18 protein-coding genes are annotated in these 24,625 nt (G+C 49.6%); 11 read left to right on the forward strand and 7 right to left on the reverse strand.

Going from position 1 to position 24,625, the window contains the following annotated elements; translation table 11 throughout:
- The first annotated feature begins 78 nt into the window (after nt 1–78).
- The gene (locus AC3RCI_RS04465; RefSeq protein ID WP_492527638.1) at nt 79–837 is read left to right on the forward strand and encodes an SDR family oxidoreductase; all 759 of its coding nucleotides are present in this window, start codon (nt 79–81) and stop codon (nt 835–837) included.
- Between the two features lie 150 nt (nt 838–987).
- On the opposite strand, the gene AC3RCI_RS04470 is transcribed toward AC3RCI_RS04465, so the two are convergent.
- Entirely contained in the window at nt 988–2,022 is a 1,035-nt protein-coding gene (locus AC3RCI_RS04470) for a LacI family DNA-binding transcriptional regulator (RefSeq protein WP_492527639.1), read from the reverse strand.
- Between the two features lie 444 nt (nt 2,023–2,466).
- Here AC3RCI_RS04470 and AC3RCI_RS04475 point away from each other — a divergent pair, with 444 nt between their 5' ends.
- The 4 genes from AC3RCI_RS04475 to AC3RCI_RS04490 all read left to right on the forward strand — a co-directional run bounded on the left by AC3RCI_RS04475 (nt 2,467) and on the right by AC3RCI_RS04490 (nt 7,427).
- The gene (locus AC3RCI_RS04475; RefSeq protein WP_492527640.1) at nt 2,467–3,756 is read left to right on the forward strand and encodes a sugar ABC transporter substrate-binding protein; all 1,290 of its coding nucleotides are present in this window, start codon (nt 2,467–2,469) and stop codon (nt 3,754–3,756) included.
- 45 nt (nt 3,757–3,801) lie between these two features.
- Nucleotides 3,802–5,157, forward strand: a complete 1,356-nt coding sequence (locus AC3RCI_RS04480) for a carbohydrate ABC transporter permease (protein WP_492527641.1) — start codon at nt 3,802–3,804, stop codon at nt 5,155–5,157.
- A complete protein-coding gene (locus AC3RCI_RS04485; protein ID WP_127538467.1) occupies nt 5,154–5,990 on the forward strand; it encodes a sugar ABC transporter permease in 837 nt (278 codons plus the stop codon). The genes AC3RCI_RS04480 and AC3RCI_RS04485 overlap by 4 nt, the downstream gene beginning before the upstream one ends.
- A gap of 150 nt (nt 5,991–6,140) precedes the next feature.
- Entirely contained in the window at nt 6,141–7,427 is a 1,287-nt protein-coding gene (locus AC3RCI_RS04490) for an MFS transporter (protein WP_492527642.1), read from the forward strand.
- A gap of 82 nt (nt 7,428–7,509) precedes the next feature.
- On the opposite strand, the gene AC3RCI_RS04495 is transcribed toward AC3RCI_RS04490, so the two are convergent.
- A complete protein-coding gene (locus AC3RCI_RS04495; protein ID WP_492527643.1) occupies nt 7,510–9,666 on the reverse strand; it encodes an alpha-amylase family glycosyl hydrolase in 2,157 nt (718 codons plus the stop codon).
- A 499-nt stretch (nt 9,667–10,165) separates the two neighbouring features.
- Here AC3RCI_RS04495 and AC3RCI_RS04500 point away from each other — a divergent pair, with 499 nt between their 5' ends.
- Genes AC3RCI_RS04500 through AC3RCI_RS04510 form a run of 3 tightly spaced genes read left to right on the forward strand, consistent with a single transcriptional unit; the run spans nt 10,166 to nt 14,396 of the window.
- The gene (locus AC3RCI_RS04500; protein WP_492527644.1) at nt 10,166–11,542 is read left to right on the forward strand and encodes an alpha/beta hydrolase; all 1,377 of its coding nucleotides are present in this window, start codon (nt 10,166–10,168) and stop codon (nt 11,540–11,542) included.
- A gap of 2 nt (nt 11,543–11,544) precedes the next feature.
- Nucleotides 11,545–12,978 (forward strand): cysteine peptidase family C39 domain-containing protein, encoded by a 1,434-nt coding sequence (locus tag AC3RCI_RS04505; RefSeq protein WP_492527645.1) that lies wholly within the window; start codon nt 11,545–11,547, stop codon nt 12,976–12,978.
- Nucleotides 12,975–14,396: a class I adenylate-forming enzyme family protein gene (locus AC3RCI_RS04510; RefSeq protein ID WP_492527646.1), complete on the forward strand. Its 1,422-nt coding sequence runs from the start codon at nt 12,975–12,977 to the stop codon at nt 14,394–14,396. The genes AC3RCI_RS04505 and AC3RCI_RS04510 overlap by 4 nt, the downstream gene beginning before the upstream one ends.
- 210 nt (nt 14,397–14,606) lie before the next feature.
- Here AC3RCI_RS04510 and AC3RCI_RS04515 read toward each other — a convergent pair whose 3' ends face one another.
- Nucleotides 14,607–16,379, reverse strand: coding sequence for an alpha-glycosidase (locus tag AC3RCI_RS04515; protein WP_492527647.1), 1,773 nt, complete (start codon nt 16,377–16,379; stop codon nt 14,607–14,609).
- Between the two features lie 245 nt (nt 16,380–16,624).
- Nucleotides 16,625–17,203: a hypothetical protein gene (locus tag AC3RCI_RS04520; RefSeq protein WP_492527648.1), complete on the reverse strand. Its 579-nt coding sequence runs from the start codon at nt 17,201–17,203 to the stop codon at nt 16,625–16,627.
- A gap of 411 nt (nt 17,204–17,614) precedes the next feature.
- Between AC3RCI_RS04520 and AC3RCI_RS04525 the strand changes: the two genes are divergently transcribed.
- Nucleotides 17,615–21,073 carry a glycoside hydrolase family 2 TIM barrel-domain containing protein gene (locus AC3RCI_RS04525; protein ID WP_492527649.1) on the forward strand — a complete coding sequence of 1,153 codons (3,459 nt, stop codon included), beginning with the start codon at nt 17,615–17,617 and terminating at the stop codon, nt 21,071–21,073.
- 149 nt (nt 21,074–21,222) lie between these two features.
- Here AC3RCI_RS04525 and AC3RCI_RS04530 read toward each other — a convergent pair whose 3' ends face one another.
- The gene (locus AC3RCI_RS04530) at nt 21,223–21,669 is read right to left on the reverse strand and encodes a hypothetical protein (protein ID WP_492527650.1); all 447 of its coding nucleotides are present in this window, start codon (nt 21,667–21,669) and stop codon (nt 21,223–21,225) included.
- 39 nt (nt 21,670–21,708) lie between these two features.
- Nucleotides 21,709–23,253 carry a stalk domain-containing protein gene (locus tag AC3RCI_RS04535; RefSeq protein WP_492527651.1) on the reverse strand — a complete coding sequence of 515 codons (1,545 nt, stop codon included), beginning with the start codon at nt 23,251–23,253 and terminating at the stop codon, nt 21,709–21,711.
- A gap of 175 nt (nt 23,254–23,428) precedes the next feature.
- Between AC3RCI_RS04535 and AC3RCI_RS04540 the strand changes: the two genes are divergently transcribed.
- On the forward strand, nt 23,429–23,908 hold the full coding sequence (locus AC3RCI_RS04540) for a DinB family protein (RefSeq protein WP_492527652.1): 480 nt from the start codon (nt 23,429–23,431) through the stop codon (nt 23,906–23,908).
- 89 nt (nt 23,909–23,997) lie between these two features.
- On the opposite strand, the gene AC3RCI_RS04545 is transcribed toward AC3RCI_RS04540, so the two are convergent.
- The gene (locus AC3RCI_RS04545; RefSeq protein WP_492527653.1) at nt 23,998–24,153 is read right to left on the reverse strand and encodes a hypothetical protein; all 156 of its coding nucleotides are present in this window, start codon (nt 24,151–24,153) and stop codon (nt 23,998–24,000) included.
- A 90-nt stretch (nt 24,154–24,243) separates the two neighbouring features.
- Here AC3RCI_RS04545 and AC3RCI_RS04550 point away from each other — a divergent pair, with 90 nt between their 5' ends.
- Nucleotides 24,244–24,624: a hypothetical protein gene (locus tag AC3RCI_RS04550; RefSeq protein WP_492527654.1), complete on the forward strand. Its 381-nt coding sequence runs from the start codon at nt 24,244–24,246 to the stop codon at nt 24,622–24,624.
- Nucleotide 24,625 lies beyond the last annotated feature (1 nt).

Consider the following 24,625-nt stretch of genomic DNA (forward strand, 5'->3'; position numbering starts at 1 on the left):
ATTATACTAAGGATAAGAGTTAATGAACATTTGTTTGTTAACTTATTGTAAACGAATACACAAAGGAGGATACATGAGATGAAACTTCAAGATAAAGTAGCAGTAGTTACAGGCGCAGGTTCAGGCATGGGGAAAGCAATCGCAACGCTCTATGCACAAGAGGGGGCCAAAGTAGTTGTGTCCGATATCAACGAGGAGTCCGCACAGACGGTCGTCAATGAGATCAAAGCCCAAGGCGGTGAAGCCATCGTGGTTTTGGCCAATGTGGCCAAAGAAGAGGATGTGCAAAACCTTATCGATACGACAGTTAGCACGTACTGTACAGTAGATATTTTGGTGAACAATGCAGGAATTATGGATGGCATGGAACCAGCTGCAGAGGTAACGGATGAGAAGTGGGAGCGACTCTTTGCGGTGAATACCACAAGTGTCATGCGTACAACGCGCAAAGTGCTACCGATCTTCCAGGAAAAGCAAAACGGCGTCATCGTGAACGTTGCTTCGGCAGGCGGATTGCATGGTGGACGTGCTGGAGCGGCATATACGGCTTCGAAGCATGCTGTAGTCGGATTCACTAAAAACACAGGGTTTATGTATGCAGAGCAAGGTATCCGCTGCAACGCCATCGCTCCGGGTGGGGTAGCAACGAATATCGGTTCCTCCATGGCAGGGATCAGCCAATTCGGTGCGTCTAGACAACAACTGGGCATGGCGATCAACCCACGCATAGGAACAAGTGAAGAGATTGCCAAGGTAGCGCTGTTCCTTGGCTCGGACGAGTCCAGCTTCGTGAACGGAACTGTGATTGAAGCGGACTCAGGTTGGAATTCCTATTAATCCGTCCATAGTATAAATCGGATAATGATATGTAAACGAGAAGCCGCATGCTGCGGCTTCTTTTTTTGCTGCCATCCATCGCTACTAACTATAGGCAATTCAAGTAATAGGACAAACGTTTGCATTGCTTTAACGAAGCTCAAAAATCGTTCAAATGGAGGCCGGTTTAGACTTCGAAAAGAGAGAAGATTCGCGCACAATTAAACGATGCGGAATAATGACCGGATTCTGAGGCAGCGTTTCCCTGTTGAGAATTTTCAACAACACTTGAACGGCAGTATAACCAAGCTGGTAGGTTCCAATATCGATGGAGCTTAAAGGCGGAGAAGCCAGTTCTGATAAGGCGATGTTGTTAAAGCTGACCACACTGATATCTTCAGGTACACGGTAACCTAGTTCGGCAAGAGCTCTCAGTACGCCAAAAGCAACATTGTCATCAATCACAACGATGGCGGTAGGTCTGTCCGGCAGGGCCATGAACAATGACATCGCTCGGAATCCGCTCTCTTGTAGAAATTCACCTTCCACAATCCAGTCACTATTGGTATGAAGTCCCGCTTCGGCAAGCGCCTTTTGGTATCCTTGCATGCGGTCATGCGATAACGTAATGTCCGGCGGGCCGCTAACAAATCCAATCCGTGTATGCCCTTGGGCGATCAAATGCTGGGTCGCATCATAAGCGGTCTGTACGTTGTCGTTATCAACCATGGGCGCGTCCGGGTGAGCTTCGCTGCGTCCGATCAGTACGAAGGGGAACTTTTCCTCTTCCAAAAAGGAGATGATTGGATCGTCCCGTTTGGAGCCTAACAGCAGAATGCCATCCACTCTTCGTCCATGAACCAGGCGGGAAATCGCATGCAATTCATTGTCTGATGACGTTTCGGTGGTCAGCAGCAGTTCATAACTCATGCGGGTGGCATGCGTAATAATTCCTCGCAGCAGTTCTCCGAAAAAGTAGTTCTGAAACAATTCTTCTGCAGGACGCGGAAGCATGATGCCAAGGGTTTGGGTCGTCTTGGATACAAGGCTTTTGGCCATGATATTGGGATGGTAATTCAGTTCTTTCATAATTTGCTTCACTTTGAGAGACGTCTCGGTGCTGATTCTGGGATGGTTGGAAATCACCCGTGAAACTGTAGAAGGGGAGACACCCGCCATTTTGGCAATATCTTTGATCGTAATCATGTAAAAAATCCCTTCTGATCCATCATTTCAACATTCTCCTATGGTAATGCAACAGATTCGATAAATCAATTGCAAACTGCAGCATGGAGGATACAGGAGAAGTAAAAATAAGGAAGAAGAAGACAGATCAAGCAAACAGGAAATTACTGGCGTTAGAACAAGAAATATGGATGAAATTGAACAAATATGGCTTGTGCAAACGTTTGTGCAAAGAAAGCCTGATATTGTATGATTTGATTGTTGTTGTAGCGCTTACATAAGTGGATTTAGCCTGCATCTTAGAATATTTCTCCCTGAATACATACTTAGAAGTATCCTTGTCTTCCATTTGAGCAAACGTTTGTGCAAAAGCGAACATGGATTGCAAAACCTGCATCAATCGTACCAATCAAGGGTGGAGAGCGCGAGACTGGTTGAACCAAACAGAGGGAAGGGGACATTTACATGAGAAAATGGCAAGGGGCAACATTGTCCGTCATCATGGCCTTTACATTGGCCGCATGCTCGGCTGGTGGTGGAACGAACTCTCCTGCAGCGGGGGGAACCGGAGATACGGAGGAAGTTGTGGAGCTGACAGCCGAAAATCTTCAGCCGGAAGAAGGCGCAACATTGGTCATCTGGGAAGATAAGAACCAACAGAGTTTTGTAGAGGAAAGAGCCAGGCTGTTTGAGGAAAAGTATGGTGTAACCGTGAAGATGGAGGAGCTGCCTCCTACCGATCAGGTAACCAAGCTGACAACGGACGGTCCCGCAGGCCTCGCAGCAGATGTCGTCGTATTCCCGCATGACAAGATTGGAAGCGCTTCAGAGGCAGGTCTTATTTTGCCCAATGATATATTCGAGGCAGAGACGGTAGCGAACACCAGCGAAAATGCGCTGAAGGCCGTCACGTTTAAGGACATCTTATACGGATATCCGTACAGTGTGGAAACGTACGCTCTCTTCTATAACAAGGCACTTTATCCGGAAGCGCCGAAGAATTTTGAGGAGATTGTCAGCTTCGCCAAAACCTTTAATGATGTGAAATCCAACCAATATGCCCTCATGTGGGAATTGCAGCAGTTCTATTACAATTATGCGTTCCTGGCTTCCCAAGGCGGCTATATTTTCGGGGATAACGGAATGAACAGCGAAGATCTTGGCCTGAATAACGAAGGAGCCCAGAAGGGTGGGGAGTTCCTGAAGACACTGAAGTCGGAAGTGCTGCCGCTCAAGATGGGTGACGTGAACTATGATATCAAAAAAGGATTGTTCTCCAGTGGGAAGCTGGCTATGGACATTAACGGTCCTTGGACGATTGCCGACTATCGCAATGCAGGTATTGATTTCGGTGTTGCGCCGCTGCCAGCGATCGATGGCAAGCCGATGACTTCGTTCTCCGGCGTAAAAGCCTATTACGTGAATGCGTTTACCCAGTATCCGAACGCAGCCAAACTTTTCGCGGCCTTCCTCTCCAACGAAGAGGCACAGATGACCAATTTTGAAATGAATGGTACGCTTCCGGCCAACTCCAACGTGGCAGCTGATCCGAAGGTACAGGAGGATCCAATCAACAAGGCGTTCCTTGAGCAGTTTAACAATTCGACGCCGATGCCTTCGCTTCCAGCAATGGATAGCGTCTGGGGCCCGATCACTTCAGCCATGACCGATATCTGGGATGGCGGCAAGGATGTGAAGGCGTCGCTGGATAACGCCGTGAAGCAGATCCAAGAGAGTCTGGCAACGGTTCAATAATCGGACGGAGCACCTGGTAAGGAGAAGGTGGAGAGGAGAGAGCGAATGAAACAGCAGCATGTCCCGGTGTCTGCTCAGCCAAGCAGGGAAAAGCAGCACCGGATGACAGCGGCCATATTATCCATCATACTGCAGGGTCTAGGACAGCTGTACAACCGGCAATGGATCAAGGGAATTTTCTTACTGTTACTGGAGGGGGCAGGTCTTGCTTACCTGCTTCCCCGCCTGTCGCAGGCCGTATGGGGAATATGGACACTGGGGGAAAATACGCAGCGTTTTGTCAAAGTGAATGGGTCTACGGTACTTCAGCGGGGCGACCATTCAATCTTTTTACTGTTAGAGGGAATTATTGTGCTGCTCGTGTTTTTTGTATTTATCATTGTCTACATCCTGAACATCCGTGATGCGTACCTTACGGGACTTGCGAGGGAGGAAGGAAAGAAAACACTGGGAGCGGCAGCTTCACTCCGTAACATGATGGACAAAAATTTTCCATATCTGTTTTTGTCCATTCCTGCTCTGGGGGTGCTGTTCTTCACGATCATGCCGATCCTGTTTACGATCACCCTCGCGTTTACCAACTACTCGGCACCGGATCATATTCCGCCTGCCAAGCTCGTGGATTGGGTAGGGTTCAAGACATTTAGCGACCTGATTCAGCTCAAATCATGGAGTCACACCTTTTATGGCGTATTAACATGGACGGTGATATGGGCGATACTCGCAACCGTGACCACTTATTTTGGCGGGGTACTTGTAGCGCTGCTGATTGAGCAGCGAGGCATCCGGTTCAAAAAGCTGTGGCGGACGATCTTCATTCTCCCTTATGCCATACCACAGATCATTTCCTTGCTGCTCATGCGGAACCTGTTCAATGGTCAATTCGGTCCAATTAATACGTATATGAGAGCTTTTGGTCTGGACGGACTGCCCTGGCTGACCGATCCATTCTGGGCCAAGGTCACGGTCATTGTTGTTAACATGTGGATCGGTATTCCGGTCAGCATGGTGCTGATCCTTGGCGTTCTGACGGCGATTCCACGTGATCTGTATGAGGCTGCTGAAGTGGATGGAGCATCCGCATTCCAGAAATTCCGGATCATCACCATGCCATTCATCCTTTTTGCAACAACTCCGGTGCTTATCATGCAATTTGCCGGAAACTTCAACAATTTCAATGTCATATTCCTATTGACCAACGGTAATCCGTTACGAGGCGACTACCAGTATGCGGGAGCAACAGACCTGCTGGTGACCTGGCTCTACAAGCTTACGCTGGACAACAACAAATACAACATGGCTTCAGCGGTGGGCATCATCATCTTCATTATTATCGCGTCGTTTTCCATCTGGAATTTCCGTCGCTCCAAATCGTTCAAGGAGGAGGACATGATTCAATGAAGAAACGCAATAATCCGCTGCGGCTAACGCTTAGTTATGTGCTGCTGATCATCATTGCCGTGGTCTCCGTCTATCCGGTGTTGTGGATCTTTCTCTCTTCCCTGCGACCTGGTGCGGCACTGTTCAGTGAGCGCTTGTGGCCTGAAGCCTTTACCTTGTCCCACTATGGCGAATTGTTCAACAATCCATCCTTCATGTATGGCAGGTGGTATCTGAACACGCTGAAAATTGCCTTTTTCACCATGATCTTCTCCACGCTCATGGTGACGCTTGGGATGTATGCCCTATCCCGTTTCCGGTTTCGCGGGCGGCAGACGATTCTTTCCACCATGCTGATTCTCGGCATGTTCCCGAGCTTTATGAGCATGATCGCGATCTATATCATTTTGCTGCAGATCAAGCTGCTCGATACGCATGCTGCGTTGATCCTGGTGTATTCTTCCGGAGCAGTACTCGGCGGATTTATCGTCAAAGGATTCTTCGATACGATTCCACGCAGTCTGGATGAGGCAGCACGCATTGATGGTGCGAGTCACCTGAGGGTGTTCACCAGCATCATCCTGCCATTATCCAAACCGATGCTGACCTATGTGGCGCTAACCAGCTTCACTGGTGCATGGATGGACTTCATCTTCGCCCGGCTTGTTCTGCGGACAAAGGAAAACTGGACGCTTGCAGTAGGCATGTGGGATCTGGTCAATCGGTACCAGGACAGTAATTTCACTATGTTTGCTGCAGGGGCTGTGCTGATCGCGATACCGATTACGCTGTTGTTCGTGTTCCTTCAGCGCTTCCTGGTCCAGGGGCTCACAACAGGTGCTTCCAAAGGATAATGCCGTGCCATTAACAGCATAGATGGCCGCCTCTACGCGGCAGCACATTCAGGCACTTCCGCCATGTCATGTCTCTTTTCGACGGACATGACAACGGAAGTGCCTGATTTTGCATAGGGCTCCATCATAACTAGGGGAGGAAAGGGATGTATGGGAATAATACCGTCCACTGAGCCCGAGGCGATTGGATATGAAGATGGACAAGCCGTGCTGCGCGAAAACAGCATTCCACCAAAGCTCTGGCAGCATGTCACTTTCCGCAGGATTTTATACGGCTATGGGATCTCCGTGTTCGGAGACTGCTTTAACGGTATTGCCATCAGTCTATGGGTGCTCCAGACGACGGGAAGTGCCAAGAGCATGGCTGCCGTTCAAATCTGCAACATGGCGGTCAGTTTTTTATTCGGATCACTGGCAGGTACGGTTGCTGATCGGATGGATCGCCGGAAGCTGATGCTGACCTCGGATGTATTTCGGGGTGTGATGGCCATATTCATCGCAGTGAGTTTGTTTGGGCTGCATGTACCATTTCCTGTGCTGCTGCTGATGCTCTCGCTTTCCATGTTCTCCAGCCTGTTTCAGGCGCCTGCATTCCACGCGTCTGTGGCAAGCATGGTGGGCAGGGAGCATATTCAGCAAGCTACGGGGACCATTCATCTGGTGGATAACCTGGCCCGAATCAGCGGACTCGCGGCAGCCGGAGTCGCCGTTGCCGCCTTTGGCGGGTTTGTCGCCTTATTGATTACAGGAGCCACTTTTCTTCTATCGGCGGTATGTGTACTGATGGCCGGTCGTTTCCCGGAGGTAAAGCGATCGGGCGATAAGCAGACCACGTTCGTTCAGGAATGGCGGGGGTCATTCTCCTATATCTATCGCAGTCCTCTAATTCGGTCGATTGTATTGCTTAATCCACTGCTGATTTTATTTTTCATGTCGGCTATGATGCTAGTTCAGGTGATGGCAGTCAAGGTATGGGAAGCGGACCCCGTGCAGTTTGGATTGATTGAAACGTGTATTCCACTCGGTTATATGATTGGTTCGGGAGTGTTGATTGCTTCGGGGAATCGAATGAAGCGAAGAGGACGATGGGTATTCATCGGACTGCTGGTACTGGGGCCGGTCTATATTCTCCTGTCACAAGTAACTTCTCCCATAATGGCACTTCCGCTCATCATGGGCGGGGGAGCAATGTTTGCCTGCTGCACGATGCTCACCCAGATCATGCTAAGAAGAGCGGTACCCGATGAGCTGCAGGGGAGAATCTACGGTGTTGTCGGTACAATTACTAGCACGGCACCTATCCTGGGATTGACAGTTGTCTCGGTGATGGCTGATCAGTGGGGTGCAGCGGCGGTGCTGGAGGGGCTCGGTATGCTTCTGCTCGCAACCGGAATCCTTGCGGCAACCACATTGAAGTCCATTCGAACGTACCGATAAACCAGAAACAGATTAAACGTCAAAACCCGGAGCGTGCGCTGCATAAGCGCTGCTCCGGGCTTCCTTAATGGATCCTGGCTAGTTATTGCCAGTTTACCGTTACAGTGGCAGTACCACTGGTCGGTGTTGTAAAGGTGTGATTGGATCCACCTTCCCACGTAATGGTAGCGCCGTTTTTCTTGAAGAACTTGAATTCCAGCTGTTTCCCGGCTGGAACACTTACGTCATAATACCAAGTCGGGTAGGCGTGAATGACCTGATTGAAAGCCGGTCCAATAGAAGCTGAACCCGTGGTCCAGTTACCGAGTTCGGACACGTTGCCTGTCAGGTAGATATTCTCACCCAGCGCGGTTGTGGCATTATTGATGACGAACCGAACCGAGACCTGATCACCGCTTAGGATGGTGAAGTCGTTATAGGCATTGCTGTTCACACCATTGGCAGCTACTTTCACTGCATAGTCACCGCCTGCTACTGGTGGAATGGTGACTTTGATCTGAGTGTCTTCCCATGAAGTTATGGCTGAGCCCGTAACGGCTGTTGTACCGAAGTAGACGGTACCTTTGGCGGATCCGAACCCGCGTCCGTCGATGGTAACGACGTTACCTGGTTTGCCCATTACAGGGCCAACGTGACCGATGGTTGGCGTCGTTTCACTTGCCGTATACTGCCACACAGCGGTAGCTCCTGCTGCGAGCGTGAAGGAAGAAATATTGCCTCCACTGGACGTGATGTTGTTTCCGTTCAGCACGCCGCCCAGCACATCGGTGTACGTTCCTGATGGAAGCGACGTACTCAGGTTCGTGATACTGGTTGGCGTCGTGAGATTGCGATTAACGGCAACGACGGCAACGCTTTTGCCAAACTTGCGCTCATAGATATATACATCATTGTTGATCCAGCGCTGCTGTGTGGAACCGTAGGCAATCGCCGGGTTGGATTTGCGCAGAGGTGCCAGCTTGCTGATGACGCTGAACGCTGTAGTCGATTTGGAGAAGGAAGGCATTTTGCCCCGGTTATCCGGATCGCCGTTCCCGGTCAGATACTGCTCGGTACCATAATAGATGGCAGGTACGCCGCGTGAGGTCAGGGTGAAGGCCAGCGCCTGTTCCAGACGGCGGTTGTTCACAGCACTCGTTTTGAAACGGTCCATATCATGGTTGTCAATGAAAGTGACTTGGTCATTCACCTGATTGTAATCTGCTGCCGTAGCCGTAAGCATGGAATCCAGCGCGTACATGTTGGATGTGTTATCCCGGAACACGTTGCGCACAGCCGAATTGAAACGGAAATCAAGCAAACTCATGCCGGATTCGTTGGCAAAATCTGTGTTATCCGCATCGGGTGCAGCAGATCCCAGGAACCATTCGCCGAAGGTAAATACCGGCTTGTGTGCATAGATGGATGACATCCAGTTCTTCTGCCAGCCCTGAGGCATGTGCTTCACCGCATCGACACGGATTCCGTCCACGCCCATATCCAGCCACAGCTTGATGGCGTCTTTGAAATATGTATCGATCGTGCTGTTATTGTGATTGAGATCGGCCAGATCGTAGAGGTTTTTGTAAATGCCATTCTCAAGAGTGGAGAAATCGGAGCCGCCATTGTGGTGGAAATATCCGTTCGTATCATTGGTGTACCCGCCAACCAGGCTGCCGTTATCGTACAGTTTGCCGTTCTCGGCGAAGGAGGTATCGGTTTCCATGGCAGGGGACGTATGGTTTGGCGCGAAATCAATAATGATTTTGATGCCTTTCGCATGGGCGGTGGTTACCAGATTCTGAAAATCGGTCATGGTTCCGAAATACGGATTGGTCTTCTTGAAATCCCGTGCCCAATAGCCGTGATAGGCTGTATTGGTTACGCCGCTGTAGTTGATGGTAGCGAAAATATTTTCGACAGGCTGGGAGATCCAGAGGGCTGTGACACCCAAGTCACTGAAATAGTTGTCATTGATTTTGTTAATCAGCCCCTGCCAGTCGCCACCGCAGTACAGCTTCAGGTTGCTGCATGTGCCATCAAAGGCAGCTCCGGTAGGGTTGTTGGATGGGTTACCATCCAGAAATCGGTCCGTAAAAACTTGATAGATGACATCGGTACTAAAATTTTGCTTGTTGGTGACAGCAGTATCTGCATCGGCATAAATCGCGGAAGCAGGCAGGAAAGGCAATGCACTGCCGGCAAGCAGGCTGAACGTTAGCGTGGTACTGAGGAGAACGCGTTTGGCCATTTGAAACATGGTAATCCACCCTTCATGAATGTAGTAGTTTTCAACAAAAACAACTAACCTGGCTCTCGAATAATAGCGCTTACAATTGTACGAGGAGACATTCTGTGGCTTAAAGACTTCCCTCCTTCGACACGCCAACAACCCCGGTATCTCCTGGGGAGTTACCGGGGTTGTCCTAAACCGCTTGGGTTTAAAAGCATGGCCCTCGAGTTATGATCACATCGTTATCGTAAGAAATAATTACATTTATGTCAATAACTTTCTCAAGAGAATTTTTTTTCTATTTTCATATTTACAAATGACGATCCGGGACTTAAACTATTCGCAGATCCACCAATATGAGGGCCATGTATTTTAAGACATTGATGTGTCTTGAAACAACCCCGTCTCTACTGAGGCGGGGTTGTTTGTGCATGCAGCCATGGCGGGGATGGAATAGGGGAATGTTGGGTACCTGAATCATGTATGATTCAGAGCAATTCGGAGATGAGAGGCGGTTGATGATCCATTGAGCACGCATTCGGTCATAGAATGTCTGGAAGGTATTCGTGCGTCACAGCTGGGCAATGTCCGCAACATTTATGTGTACCTCCCGCCAGGTTATCAGGAGCAGACGGATCGGCATTATCCTGTTCTCTATGTTCATGCTGGGCAGCGTGCCTTTGGTCCACCTGGACCCGGTAATGAAACGTGGCATATGGATCGAGCGGTGGACGAGCTAATTACCGCCGGGCAGATCAAGCCACTGATTATGGTTGGCATTGCGCATGTTCGCCCGGTCACGCACAACGAGTTCTACCATTTCATTGCACCTGAGAGGGAAGCGATAAGCGTGGGTTGTTCAGGGGTCGCATACGAACATTTCATCATTCATGAATTGAAGCCCCTGATCGACCATCGATACCGTACGCTTCCGGACAAGTCCAATACAGGGCTGCTTGGTTCATCAGCGGCGGCACTATGTACACTACATATGGGCATGCGGTATCCGGAGGTATTCGGAAAATTGGTCATGATGTCGCCGTTTTTGGTAGATGTGCAGCTGGATGAATGGTCGGACAGCGGTCTGTTGGAAAAAGCGATGTATCGCTTGACGGATAAGGTGCCAGACGTGCAGATGTGGATGGACATTGGGGATGCAGAAGGACTCTTCCTGCCCTCCCAGGTTAGAAAGGTTGCTCATGAATTACTTGAGAGAGGGATTGGAACTCGGGATCGCATGGCTTTTCTGGAGCAACCGGAGGCCTGTCATCAGGAATCCGATTGGGGCGAACGAGTCGACCTTCCCTTACTGTACATGTTTGGCGAAGTAGGCCAACCTGTGGCATTGGAAATGCAAGGCAGAGAGATCATTGGTTTATCCGGTGGAATGAACACGTGCATTAATGCAAGACTTCACTATGATAGCGGCTGGGTGCAGAGCCTGCTCGAAGGGAGCTATACGTCTAGCCACCCGGATGTGCTTCAGGTACGTCCGAATGGTGAATTGGTGCCTGTCGGCCCAGGCAGTGCGCTCATCACCCTGACCGTAGGAGAGTTATCAACGACTCGTCAGTATACCGTTATTCCTGAACTCTCTGCTCGCGTTGAGGTATGCATTTGTGCCGAAGTGGAAAATGAAGAAGAGCCTGCTGAATCCATATATGGAGGGATGGGCATGAAGCTGGTTCGCACGGGAACGGGGCGTTATGAAGGCTGTTACCTTGTCCCACGCGATAGTGGTTTTTCCTTCCGGTTCACACGCGGTTTCCGGCGCTTTGAGACGGACATGAATGGCATGCCAGTAGCCAATCGGGTCATTCGGGCAACAGATAACATGTCAGTGCATTATCACATCCAGTCTTGGGGCAGTTCGACTGCCAAAGCGGGAACAGGAGGTCAATGATCATGATGATCCAATCGTTCGCTCCAGTAATGGACATCCCGTATTACTATCCCTGCAACTTTCCTCTGATTCATGAGGTGCTTCTGCGGCAAGGGTCGATCAGTAGCCTGGCTCTGCTCGCCGCAAGCCGATTGTACTGCCTTCCTTCGTGCGCGGATAACGGACTGGTGAAGCCTTATTTTCACAAGCTGGACTATGAGGAACCGATTTGGGAGATGTATGGCCAGCGGGAGCTGGGCAGCTTCGAGGAGGGGAAGGTGCATATGCGGCAGCATATAGGCGAAGGGGGACTCTTTCTCGCTACGGGAACCAGTTATCACCTGCCTTATTGCGAAGATTATCAGAACCCCGAGTACATCCGCAAACATGTCAAACCAGGCTCTCGTCTGCATCTGGTAGATCACTGGATTGCAGTGTATGGCATCGATGATGAGCATTTTCACGTCTATGATCCGGTTCCCTCGAAATATATCGGAAAGGTCTCCCAAGAAGCCTTTCATGAATTCTGGAAAGGAAACCAAAGCATACCCGAGCTAGCTCCTGCGAAGCGCAAGGAGAAGCTGCGTACCTATGGCACCATGGACGTCCGTGCAACCGGAAAGCTTGATTCCTCCGGTTATCGTGAGATGTTGAGCCAGGCGCTGGGGACACAGATCAGTGAATTTATGACGGGTAGGACCATTACCCAAGGGGAGCGCAGCTATCATTTTGGACAGGGCGTGTCCCTTCATTTGATGAAGGCACTGCAGGAGCGGGAGGAAGGGAATTTAGGGAATCCAGGGAATCAACCGAATGACACGCTGATAGCGGGTCTGCTGTTCGATATGCGCTGGAGCCGCTATTTTCTCCGGGATCTGCTTCAAGAAGCCGCACTATGGCTTGGTTCTCCACTGGATCAGTATTCCGTAGCGTTTGATGCAATCATTGAACGGTGGGAGAAAGCAAACCAATTGCTTCAGGTCAGTCGGATCAAGCAGCGGGCGGATTGGCGGGTACAGCTAACAAGAGTAATACACCAGTTGATCGCCGATGAATGGCGCTGGTACGAAGCTCTCCGAAGTGCTGTTCCGCAGGAGGCATGCTTCAATCGGCAGATGGCCCCGCAAACCGAAAATGGCTATAGAGATGCCCTGCTCCGCATTGTGCTGGATAGCTGCCGGGAACTGAATGCGTACCATAATACGACCATACCCCTCGACAAGGGTGGGAACGCACCGCTATATGGCCGGGATGGACAACTGGATTCACTGGAGCTGGTGTCCTTGCTTGCTGTCGTCGAACAGGGGCTTGAAGACGAATGGGGAACGGGAGCAGGAGCCGCACTTTCCGAGATGGCCGCAGCCTCATTGCCGGAGAGCCCGTATCAAACGGTTGGTTCGCTGGTGGACTATCTTGAACGGCAATGGCTGCCTGATCAGGAGGAGGATGCGGGATGAGCATTCAATTCCTGCTGGAGCGATTCGCAGAACAGGGGGAGCGTCCCGCATTCATCTGGGAAGATAGGGAGTATAGCTACGCATGGCTGCTCGAGCAGATCGTGATGATGGATGAATGGATTGCGGCAGAAGGACTGCATGGGCAGCTCGTAACGCTGGAGGAAGACTACTCTCCCTATGCGGTCGCAGCGTTCATTGCGCTTCTTGGAAAGGGATGCATTGTGCTGCCCATGGACCTTCATCTGGTTGAAGCCAAGCGGCAGGAATATATTCGGCTGGCACAGGTGAAGTGGCGTCTTGGTATTGAAAATGGCAGGTTATCGATCCGGGATGAGTCTGATGCCTGTTCACGTCCTGGTTTACTGGCTGCGCTTGAGCAGGAAGGTGTGGGTGGACTCGTGCTCTTCTCATCCGGATCGACCGGTGTGAGCAAGGCCACGGTTCATCGTGCAGATCGGCTCTTACAGCGTTTCCGGCGGCAGGTGCGGCCATTGCAAACGATTCCGTTCATGATGTTTGACCATATCGGCGGGGTAAATACAATGCTGCAATCGCTGTCCAGTGGAGGCTGCCTGTGCATTATTGCGGATCGTTCCCCCGAGGAAGTATGCCGGACGATTGAGAAGCATCGAGTTCAGGCTCTCCCGGTTTCTCCAACATTCATGAATCTGCTGCTGCTCGGCCGAAATGATGAGGCATACGATCTATCGAGTCTTGAAGTTGTCTCCTACGGGTCAGAGGTCATGCCCGAAACGGTACTGGCCGCCTGGAATCGACGGTTCCCTGGGATACGAACGATACAGGCCTATGGTATGTCTGAACTCGGCATTCTGCCGACAAGTTCCAAGGAGCCAGGATCGCTGCTGTTTGCCATTCATGATGATCACGTCAAGTTCAGGGTAGTTGAAGGTGAACTTCAGATCCGGACAGAAACAGCCATGATCGGTTATCTGAACGCCCCGTCGCCATTTACCGACGACGGATGGCTGCGCACAGGGGATGAAGCGGTACTGGAACAGGGGTATATCCGTATCCTCGGCCGCCGCTCCGAGATCATTAATGTAGGCGGGCGTAAGGTGTATCCGGCCGAAGTGGAGAGCATTCTGGAACAGATGGACTGCATCCAGGCAGCAGTGATTACAGGAGAACCGAGCAGCATCACAGGGCAGAAGGTGAAGGCCACCGTTAAGCTCGCGACAGACTGCACGCTTGCCGAGCTGCGACGATTGATCTGGTCGTACTGCCAGGACAAGCTGCCCCCGTACAAGATTCCACAGAAAATTGTCATTACGGAAGAGGGGCTTGTGAGCTCGAGAATGAAGAAAGTCAGAACACCTGCAGCAGCTGATTCACCCATGGATGAAGTTGCGGCAGCGAGGGAAGAGACATCAGCAGCTTTGGAATCGGAATCGTCGTAAGCTTGTAACCGAAGAAGAGAGATGTTTGATATTTCATTAGGGTATTGGAACGCTTAATGGCTTGCTTAAGAGAGAAGGGCTGGACGTTATTCAACGTTCAGCCCTTTTTTTGCTCGGAAGGAGAATGGAATTAATGAAGAACAAGAAATAAGGTGCAGGGACGGTGAAATGTCTAAGTCTTAGACTGCTGCCATAGGAACGGTCAGGTGATCAGGCTTCTGCAGGTTGTTTCACTTCGAGCTGCAGCAGGGAGAAGCCGTAAGCTTCCAGTTTCAGAGACAGTTTGTTTTGTTTCGCTTCTATAGAAGTGGTCGTAAACAGGTCTCGCCAGACGCTTCGATCTGTCAGAGGCAGGTCTACACTGCAAGCTTCATCACCAGCGTTCAGCACGATGAGGAAACGTTCCCCTGTGGCTGAATCCACTCGTTCCATTGCAATAACCGGATCTCCAGCTTCGGCATGGAGAATCTTCAACTCGGTGCTGCGCAGTGCAGGGTGCGCTTTGCGCAGGGCAATCGTCTGCTTAAAGAAGTCGAGAAGCTCAAGATTCTGCTTGGTTTCATCCCACTCCATACATTTGCGGCAGCCGGGATCATATCCGCCATCCAGACCCACTTCGTCTCCGTAATAGATGCAGGGTACCCCTGGGTACGTGAGAAGCATTGTAACGGCAAGCTTCATCTTGCGGATATCCCCGTCGCACAGGGTAAGCAGTCTGGGTGTATCATGGCTGCCCAGCAGATTGAAGGCAGCTTCGGTCACAGGCTGGGAGTAGGCTGCGAGCAGCTTGCCGATCTCATTCGCGAAGCCGAGTCCATCCAGCTTGCCGTGGACTGCATAGTCCAGCACCGAGTTGGTGAATGGGTAGTTCATCACCGCATCGAACTGATCTCCCTGCAGCCACATCAGCGAATCATGCCAGATCTCGCCGAGCAAATAGGCGTCAGGCTTGATGGCTTTTACCGTTTGACGGAATTCACGCCAGAACTGATGATCCACCTCGTTGGCAACGTCCAGTCTCCATCCATCGATGTCCATTTCCTCAATCCAGTACCGCGCGACCTCCAGCAGATAGGCCTTAACCTCGGGATGTTCCGTATTCAGCTTCGGCATAAGCGGTTCGAAGGCAAAGGTATCGTAGGTCGGTATGCCATCTTCAATGCGTGGCGGCCAATCCCTGACGTAGAACCAGTCCGCATAGGGGGAAGCTGCCCCGTTCGCCAATACGTCAGCAAAAGGCGGGAACTCTCTGCCCGAATGGTTGAAAACTGCATCAAGCACAACCCGAATGCCACGCTGATGACAGGCATCCACCAGCTCTTTCAGTTGTTCATTGGTCCCGAAATGAGGGTCCACCTTCATATAGTCGGCCGTATTGTATTTGTGATTGGTTGTAGCCTCGAACAGCGGGCAGAAGTAGATTGCATTCACGCCAAGCTGACTCAGATGATCCAGATGATCGAGCACCCCCTGCAGGTCACCCCCGAAGAAATTCGTCGGTGTAGGCTCCCCACCCCAAGGCTCAGCGTTCTTCGGACTAATGGAAGGATCACCATTCGCATAGCGTTCAGGGAAAATCTGATAAAATACAGCGTCCTTGACCCAGGCAGGCGGTTCAAAAATGTCGACCGGATTCATAAATGGAAAATCGAAAAATTCCAGCGGATGTTCCGGCAGAGCTTCCTCGAATCCACGTTCGGTCATCCAGACATTTTTCTCCCCCTCGACCAGCTGGAAGCCATAACGCAGTCTCCGGTAGGGAGGCTGGGTTTCGACTTCCCAATAATCGAACAGCTCATCCCGGGCGAAGATTCGCATCGGTGTGTGGGTGATGGTCTGCTCCCAGGCATATTTATCCCCGGTAATGGCAATGACGGCATCCAGATCCCCGCGTTTGGAACGCAGCCGCAGGTGCATGGTGGACCGGTCGTAGGCATAGGACCAGTTTAATTTGGGACGATGGTAAATGGCTTCAAGAATCATGTTGAATCACTCCTTATACGATGAAATTCAGATGATATTCGGCCATGAAAACGCAAAAAAGGCACAACCTCCATTGTTCACGAGGTTGTACCTTTCGGCAGCATAGCCTTTTGATTATACGGCTATTATACGAATTATCCCGGCAAAAGAAAACACTTTTTTTTCCTGAAATCTCATTTTATTTAAATGGCTAGCAGGTGAATGGGCATGCCTCTGCTCGGGCTGTTCGTCTAAAGTTTGCTTCATTAAAAATCGTAGCCCAGTTCTTGGGCGTAGGCTTGGATTTCTTTTTTGTATTGCTCCAGAATTTTAATGCCTGTGTCAATTTTGGCATTGCCTTGTTTCAGAAGGGTGCTATTTACTTTGGTTTTGGATACGGATTTCTTGAACAGCAGATAGCCTTCAAGCTGTGCATAGCTTCCTTTGATCAGTTTGTTATGGATTTTTTGCAGCTCCGCGTTCTCTGGCTTGATCTGCTTCAGCATGGACACATACTTGGTGTAATTGGGAACCGCAGTATTGTTCAATTTCAGGAAGATGGATTTGCGGTTGGCGGATGTAACATACGTGCTGCCAATGGAATCCAGGGCTTTCTTTTCATAAACAGTTGTGCGATCAAGTGCATCCAGGTAGTTCAGGAAATCTTCCTCTTCAGCGCTAGGAATCGGCTCTTGTTCCGACGTGTCCACTTCCGTGTAGTTCTCTTCCGAATATGTAGTGGTGGTGTCTTCCGCTGCAGCCGCATAGGAACCAGCAGGAGCGAATACCCCGCCCAGCAATACAAAACTCATAATAATGGATAATACCCAAGACCTCTTTTTCACGTTACATGTCCCCTATCTATAGATGTGTTTTTATTCCAAGGGATAATCTAACATAGGATTACAAGAAATTACAGGAATAGTTTTACAAATATTTGGAGACCGGCGTTGTTTCCTTAAATTTGAATCGTTAGACTGATACTTCATATAGGTATAAAGGAATATCCATATGTTCAAATATGAATGCTCAGCTGAACATGAGTAGATGCCATCTGGCCCCCATAGAATTTGTAATGTGGATTGTTCATATAATCTCACCAAAAAATGCATGAAATTAACGTACATCGAAACCATCAGATGATATAATCGGTTGGAGTATCTATGTCACGTCGAACCGTTTTCGAAAAGGTTATCGGCGAAAGTCGCCATTTTATGTAACCGCAATCATAAATCACACAGAAAGTGAGAATACCGATGAACCAGAAAAAGCTTTTTAATGATGGATGGCAATTTGCGAAAACCAAACTGGATGTTACGAACCCTGCGGGACTGGCATTCGAGCCTGTGGAGCTTCCCCATGACTGGCTGATCTACAATACGCTCGACCTGTACGAAGACAGCATTGGGTGGTACCGCAAAACATTCCCGTACACGAAGGATGATCAGCAGCATCTGCTTTGTTTTGATGGCGTTTACATGAACTCTTCCGTATATGTGAACAACCAGCTGGTTGGGGAGTGGAAATACGGTTATTCCTCGTTTGAACATGAGATCACGGATGCGCTGGTGGAAGGCGATAATGAAATCATCGTAAAAGTGGTGCATCAGAGTCCGAACAGCAGATGGTATTCCGGGGCTGGAATTTATCGCAATGTATGGCTCAAGACGAGAGATCGCAACCATATCGTAACCGACGGCATTTACGTATCCATTAAGCAGCAGCCAGCGGGCTGGCAGGTTGAACTGGACACGGAGCTGAATATCGATCAGAACGCACAGCTTGTGCATACGATCCGATATGCGGGTCAGGTTATTGCGACTAATACAGCGGCGGTTACGGCTGCTGCAGGTGGAGATACAGAAGTAACGGACCGTCAGCAGATTGTGGTGGAGAACCCAAAACTGTGGAGCACCGATGAACCGAATCTGTATGAACTGGTTACGGAACTGCAAGTGGTGGATGCGGACCAGCATGTACAGACGCTTGAGTCGGTATCGCAGCGAATTGGCTTCAGGGACGTCCAGCTGGATCCGAACGAAGGTTTCCATCTGAACGGGGTCAAAATGAAAATGAATGGTGTGTGCGAGCACCATGATCTGGGCGCACTCGGGGCGGCTTTCAACCTGACGGCACTTCGCAGAAGGTTCAATCTGCTGCGGGAGATGGGCGTCAATGCGATCCGGACCGCGCACAATATGCCTGCCAAGGAGTTCATGGAGCTCGCAGATGAGATGGGCATGCTAATCGTCTCGGAAGCCTTCGACATGTGGGAAAGATCCAAAACGCCTTATGACTATGCGAGATTTTTCCCGGAATGGGCACACACGGATGTGAAGAGCTGGGTGAAGCGTGACCGCAACCATCCAAGTCTGGTCATGTGGAGTATCGGGAATGAAATCTATGATACCCATGCGGATGAACGGGGACAGGAAGTAACGCGAATGCTGATGGAGTATGTACTGGAATTCGATCCAAAAGGCAACGCAGGCATAACCATTGGTTCCAACTACATGCCTTGGGAAAATGCGCAAAAATGTGCGGATATCGTGAAGCTGGCAGGCTACAACTATGCAGAGAAATATTACGACAAGCACCATGAGGAGCACCCGGACTGGATTATCTACGGTAGTGAAACATCATCTGTGGTGCAAAGCCGTGGGATCTATCACTTCCCGTTCGAGCAATCCATTCTGGCAGATGATGACGAGCAGTGCTCCGCACTGGGCAACAGTACGACAAGCTGGGGTGCGAAGTCTGCAGAATACTGCATTTTGGCAGAACGGGATCGGCCATATTCACTGGGGCAATTCCTGTGGACCGGATTCGACTATATCGGAGAGCCGACCCCATATCATACGAAGAATTCATATTTTGGACAGCTGGACACAGCGACGTTCCCGAAAGACTCCTACTATATCTATCAAGCAGCCTGGACCGATTACAAAACAAGCCCGATGGTTCACCTGTTCCCTTACTGGGATTTCAGCCCTGGTCAGCTGATTGATGTACGCGTGTGCAGTAATGCGCCGAAGATCGAATTGCAGCTGAACGGCAAGACGATCGGGACATATGATATTGATCATGCGAACGGAACTCAGCTGGTTGGCTGGTGGAAAGTGCCGTATGAAGAGGGCGAGCTGAAAGCGATCGCTTATGATGAGAACGGAGAGATTATCGCAACGGATGTACAGCGATCCTATAAGGACGCACAGAAGGTTCGTCTGCAAGCGGATAAAGAGCAGCTGCAAGCGAATGGAACTGATCTTATTTTCGTGGAGATTCAAGTGGAAGATGAAGCGGGCAATCCCGTGCAAAATGCAAACAACCGTGTACAAGTTCATGTGACAGGTGCAGGGCGACTGCTTGGTCTGGATAACGGGGACAGCACGGACTATGATCCGTACAAAGGTCTGAGCAGAAGATTGTTCAGCGGCAAGCTGATGGCAATCATCGGGGCAACACATGAACCGGGCAGCATCCGGATCGAAGTAACTTCCGAAGGACTCCAGGGTGCAGCAGCCGAGTTCGAATCGAAGGCAGTGGATGGCGAATTCATGAGTGCGTCCGCATCCGTTGCGACTCAGGGAAAAACCGTGTTAACCGAGAACGAAGAACGCCCAGTCCTCACCGGACGTGCGCAAGAGATTCCTTTGCGAAAAATCGAGATTATCAGTGAAGCTGGACAAGCCTTCGATCCGTCGATCCAGGAGATGGTGGTTACCGCCAAGCTGTATCCTGAGAACACGTCGTACCGTGACATTGAGTGGGCTGTGGTCAATGATGCCGGTATTGAGTCCAACATTGCGAAGGTCGAAGCGAACGGTCTGGAAGTACGCGTGTCGGCGCTGGGCGATGGCGAATTCCGCCTTCGTGCAACGAGCAGCAATGGTACGGACAAAACAAAGCTGATCTCGCAGCTTGAATTCAAAGCAACGGGTCTGGGTACAGCCTACAAAGATCCGTACGGCTTCATTACTGGTGGATTGTACGATTACACCAAAGGCGATGTCGGTAACGGCAACGAACGCGGTGTAGCGACAAGTCGTGATGGGGAGACGCATGTCGGCTTCCGTAATATCGACTTCGGACCTTACGGCTCCGATACCATTACGATTCCGATCTTTGCACTGTCGAGCGAGGATTATTTCCTGCAAATTTGGGAGGGCATGCCGGATGAGGAGGGCAGCACGCTGCTGGCTGACGTGGTCTACCAGAAGGAATCCAGATGGAATGTGTATCAGGAAGAGACGTATCAGCTGTCCAAGCGGCTGAGCGGCATTACGTCGATCTGTTTTGTACTGAAGCAGAAGATTCATATCAAGGGCTTCTCGTTCGAGCGTCAGAGTCGTGCATTTGAGCAAAACACGGCCGCTTCATGCGACCATCTCTACGGCGATACGTTCTCGATCCAGGATGAGTATGTAGAGGGGATCGGTAACAACGTGTCACTGGAGTTCGAAAATATGGACTTTACGGCAGAAGGCACGTCGAAGCTCGTCATCTATGGCCGTTCACCGATTGATAAAAACACGATTCATATCCGCTTCGCAGGCGAAGATGGACAGAGCAACCAGCTGGTCGAGTTCACGCACTCGGAAGAGTATGAGGAACGGGTATTTGAGCTTGAACAAGTATCAGGCGTGCAAAAAGTAACCTTTATCTTCCTGCCGGGAAGTCAGTTTGACTTCGGATGGTTTCGGTTTGAGAAGTAAGTGGTTTTAAGAAACAGATGCTTCTATAGTAAAGAGTAAACTAAAGTGAAAATAGATCCCCTTCAAGGTGGTGCAGTTCGTGTTCAAGTGAACCTGTACCGCACGCGTGAAGGGGATTTTGGTATGTAAAATATTCGACAGATTAAGGATTAACGGAATTGTTCTGCACGTATGGAGAGGTCCATTTCATGCCCTATTCTGCTGTAGATATACACCTTGACACTAGTGTTTTGCAAGGCAAGGAGATTGACGGTTTTTTCACTGTTTTTGCTGATCATGGTCTCCATAGGCTCACTGTAGTCGTCGACATACAGGTTCATATACATGGGGTGATTACTATGATTTTCAATGATGATGTCTGCAAGTGTTCCATTGTCAGCAACCATCGTGAAGCTGCCGGTGTATGCTGCACGGCCTTGGTGATGGGTTTGACCAATGAGCAGAGCATTCAGATCTGGTTTTACTGAATCTGCTGCAGTATTGACTACCTTGGATGACGGTTCAGTAGGGGATTTCCCTTTCGCATCCAATGTACTAACGGGCATGAGCAGGACAGAGAAAACGATACCTGCACCTATTATCTTTTTTAACCACATTGTAATGAATCCTCCTGTACATTATGAATGATCTCGTTGCTACGTATCACTTTGGATAGTTAGCTTGCTTGTCTCTTCATCCCAGTTCACAGTAAGCCACAGGGCCTCAAATACTTCAAAGGGAACGGTCGTCGCACCCGAATAATTGCCCGTTGGTTCTGGTAATGAAATGGATTGAGCTGTAGAGGAAGAGGTGGATTTCACCATGGCCTCCGTCTCGTTAGGGCGGATTGTGACGGTACGATCTTCATATTGCAATGAATAAGCTTCGACTAGTCCGTTTACCTGGTTCATCTCAAATGTTGCCCCAATCGCTTTGGCTACGGCTCTGACTGGAAGTTGAACGGTATGTTGGGTTTGGACTGCCGAATACGTGGACTGGAGCAGCTCATCGTTGATATACACATCGATGCCCAGCTTGGCCTGAACGGGTTGGTAAACCATGCCTCCAGATGATGTTGCAGGTGCGCCAGCCTCCTGATACTTGTCACTTCCCCAACCCCAGACAGTTCCATTGGAGGATAAGGCCAAATTGTGGTGATACCCTGCCGAAATATCGGTAATACCCGACAGATGCTTAACTCTGCCTTCTTTGCCTGTAACCGTCCTCCCGTAGCTGTACACCTCACCGGAAGTGGTTAACAGCAGGATATATTGCGAATTCCCGTCCATCTGCTTCACCTTGAGGTCGTGATGCAGAGCAACTGGCTTACCCTTCACGTCCAGCCCCCACACTTTCCCGTTCTGGTCCAGTACAAGCAGCGACGTATCTGTGCTTGTGATCGATGATATGTTGGACAGACCCTTTAGCCTGGCTGGCTTGGATGGGGATTTATCTGGTTGGTTCGGTTCATCCCATGTCCACAAGGAGCCATCCTTCTTCAAGACATATCCTTGTTGGCCGGATGATCCTACCTGAATGATGTCTTTCAATCCGCTTACGGCGTGTGGACGGTGCATAACTTCAGATTTGTTTCCTTGAGTACTTGGGCGCTGCCATGACATAACTGTACCGTTCCGGAGAAGGGCAATATTGAAAGAACCAGTCACCACATCCTTTGCAGAGGAGATGCCTTCGACTTGGTGGGGGAGTGTACCAGCGCCCCATTCCCACACAGTTCCATCTGCCTGAACGGCAGCGTTAATCCCACCTCCTGCAGCTGAAATAGCTATAACATTCGAAATTCCCGGAATGCGAACGGGACTAGTTGTATGGCGATAGCGGATGTCTTCACTGACACCAAGCTCTCCGAACATATTCCGACCCCAAGCCCAGACGGAACCGTCATTTCGCAGTGCGATCGTATAATAATGAGCCCCCTCCACAGCGGTATAGTGAAGTCTGTTTTCTGTGGTTGCTGCGGTGGAATGGACCGTAGATGTACCGCTGGGTGGCAGCGGAGTTGTTGCTGCGTACGATATGGAGCCATGGCCCAGCCCCGTTAATAGGGTTGTGGTTAACCAAGTAGAAGCGACCGCCAGGCGCCATCTACGAGCAGGTTTACTTTTTACAGGGGGATCGGGTGGTATGAAGGAATTTTGTTCTGGGTTAGTTCTATGATCAGATGGCTCTGGCCAGCTCATGAAATCGCCTCTTTTTCGAGTGGGTTAGGGGACTGTGGTTTTTCTATATTTCTAAACGCTCTTAGGAGTGATGAAGTTACAGAGAAATGATAAAATGCCTATATATTGAAAATATTTTAGATCTAGCTATGGAATCGATGGACCATTCAGGTAAGGGAGAAAAGGAGGATGAACCATGAAGTTTAGTGAAGATGTACTATGGAATCAACTGCAGGATGTGAGGCAATTTACGCTGGACGTGTGTGACTCTATGGATGAAGGACAGGTTCATGATGTACCGAAGGGATTCAATAACTCCATCCTGTGGAATGTCGGACACATCATTCTGGACCAGGATATGTGGTTTCATTATCTTATTGCTGATGACTCGGAAGTTCCCGCGGACTATGCAAAGTTCTTCGGTTATGGGACAAGCCCGGCAACGTGGGATGCCGCACCCCCATCTTGGACCGAATTGATAGAGCGCCTAAGGGCACAACCAGACCAATTGAAAAACAAATTTGCAGGTCGTCTGGAAGAGCCGTTGCTCCGAGAGAGCGAGTTAGGTATGAGTACAATCGGCGAAGTGATTCCGCGTACGCTCTATCACGAGTGGTACCATCTGGGATACATTCAATCTATTCGTAGATGTCTGAGTGTATCTTCAGTGGGTTGAGGCTTACTTATATTAAAATTGTGTTGGATGGAGAAATCCTGTGGAGCAGAGTAGAAAATAAGAAAGAGTTAACTCATGGCGATCATGAATTAACTCTTTTTCAGTTCCAGTGTATATGGAGAGTAAGTGCTATGTTCCAGCGGTGCTGATTCATCAGACACTTCAACTGCAAAGTACAGTATGATAGGGAGAATGAGCACAATAAGGCCGATAATTATAGCAATGATGATCCTTTTTTTGTTCAAGCGGACAGACTCCTTTCTAGAAATAAGGTTTTAGCTTTTTGAATTATAATGTAAGATTAACCAATTTATAAGTTTGGAGGGGGTTTGGTTATGAGAAGATACGGGATGTTGTGTCTGTTAATACTACTGATGGCGGGATGCAGTCAGAATAATAGGGAGAAAGCCATTGAATATCTATACCAGCACCAAGTCAATGATGCTTCACTAATTGTGTTTACAAATAAACCCGCAGAGCGCTCTTTCATTACTGAGTTGCAGACGAACATGGATTATATTAATAATCAGAAGCTAAGAGAAGAAGGTCCCGTTACCAATGTGAATTTTTATGATGTTCGTGATGAACAACAATTCAATTACGAACAGATATTTAATATGAGCACTTATCCGTACATGATCCTTATTGAAAAGGGTCAGATCGTCCTAGAAACACAGGAACCTGAAGAGATTGTAAAGTATTATGAAAAGAGATAAA

The organism is Paenibacillus sp. MT124 (assembly GCF_058792755.1).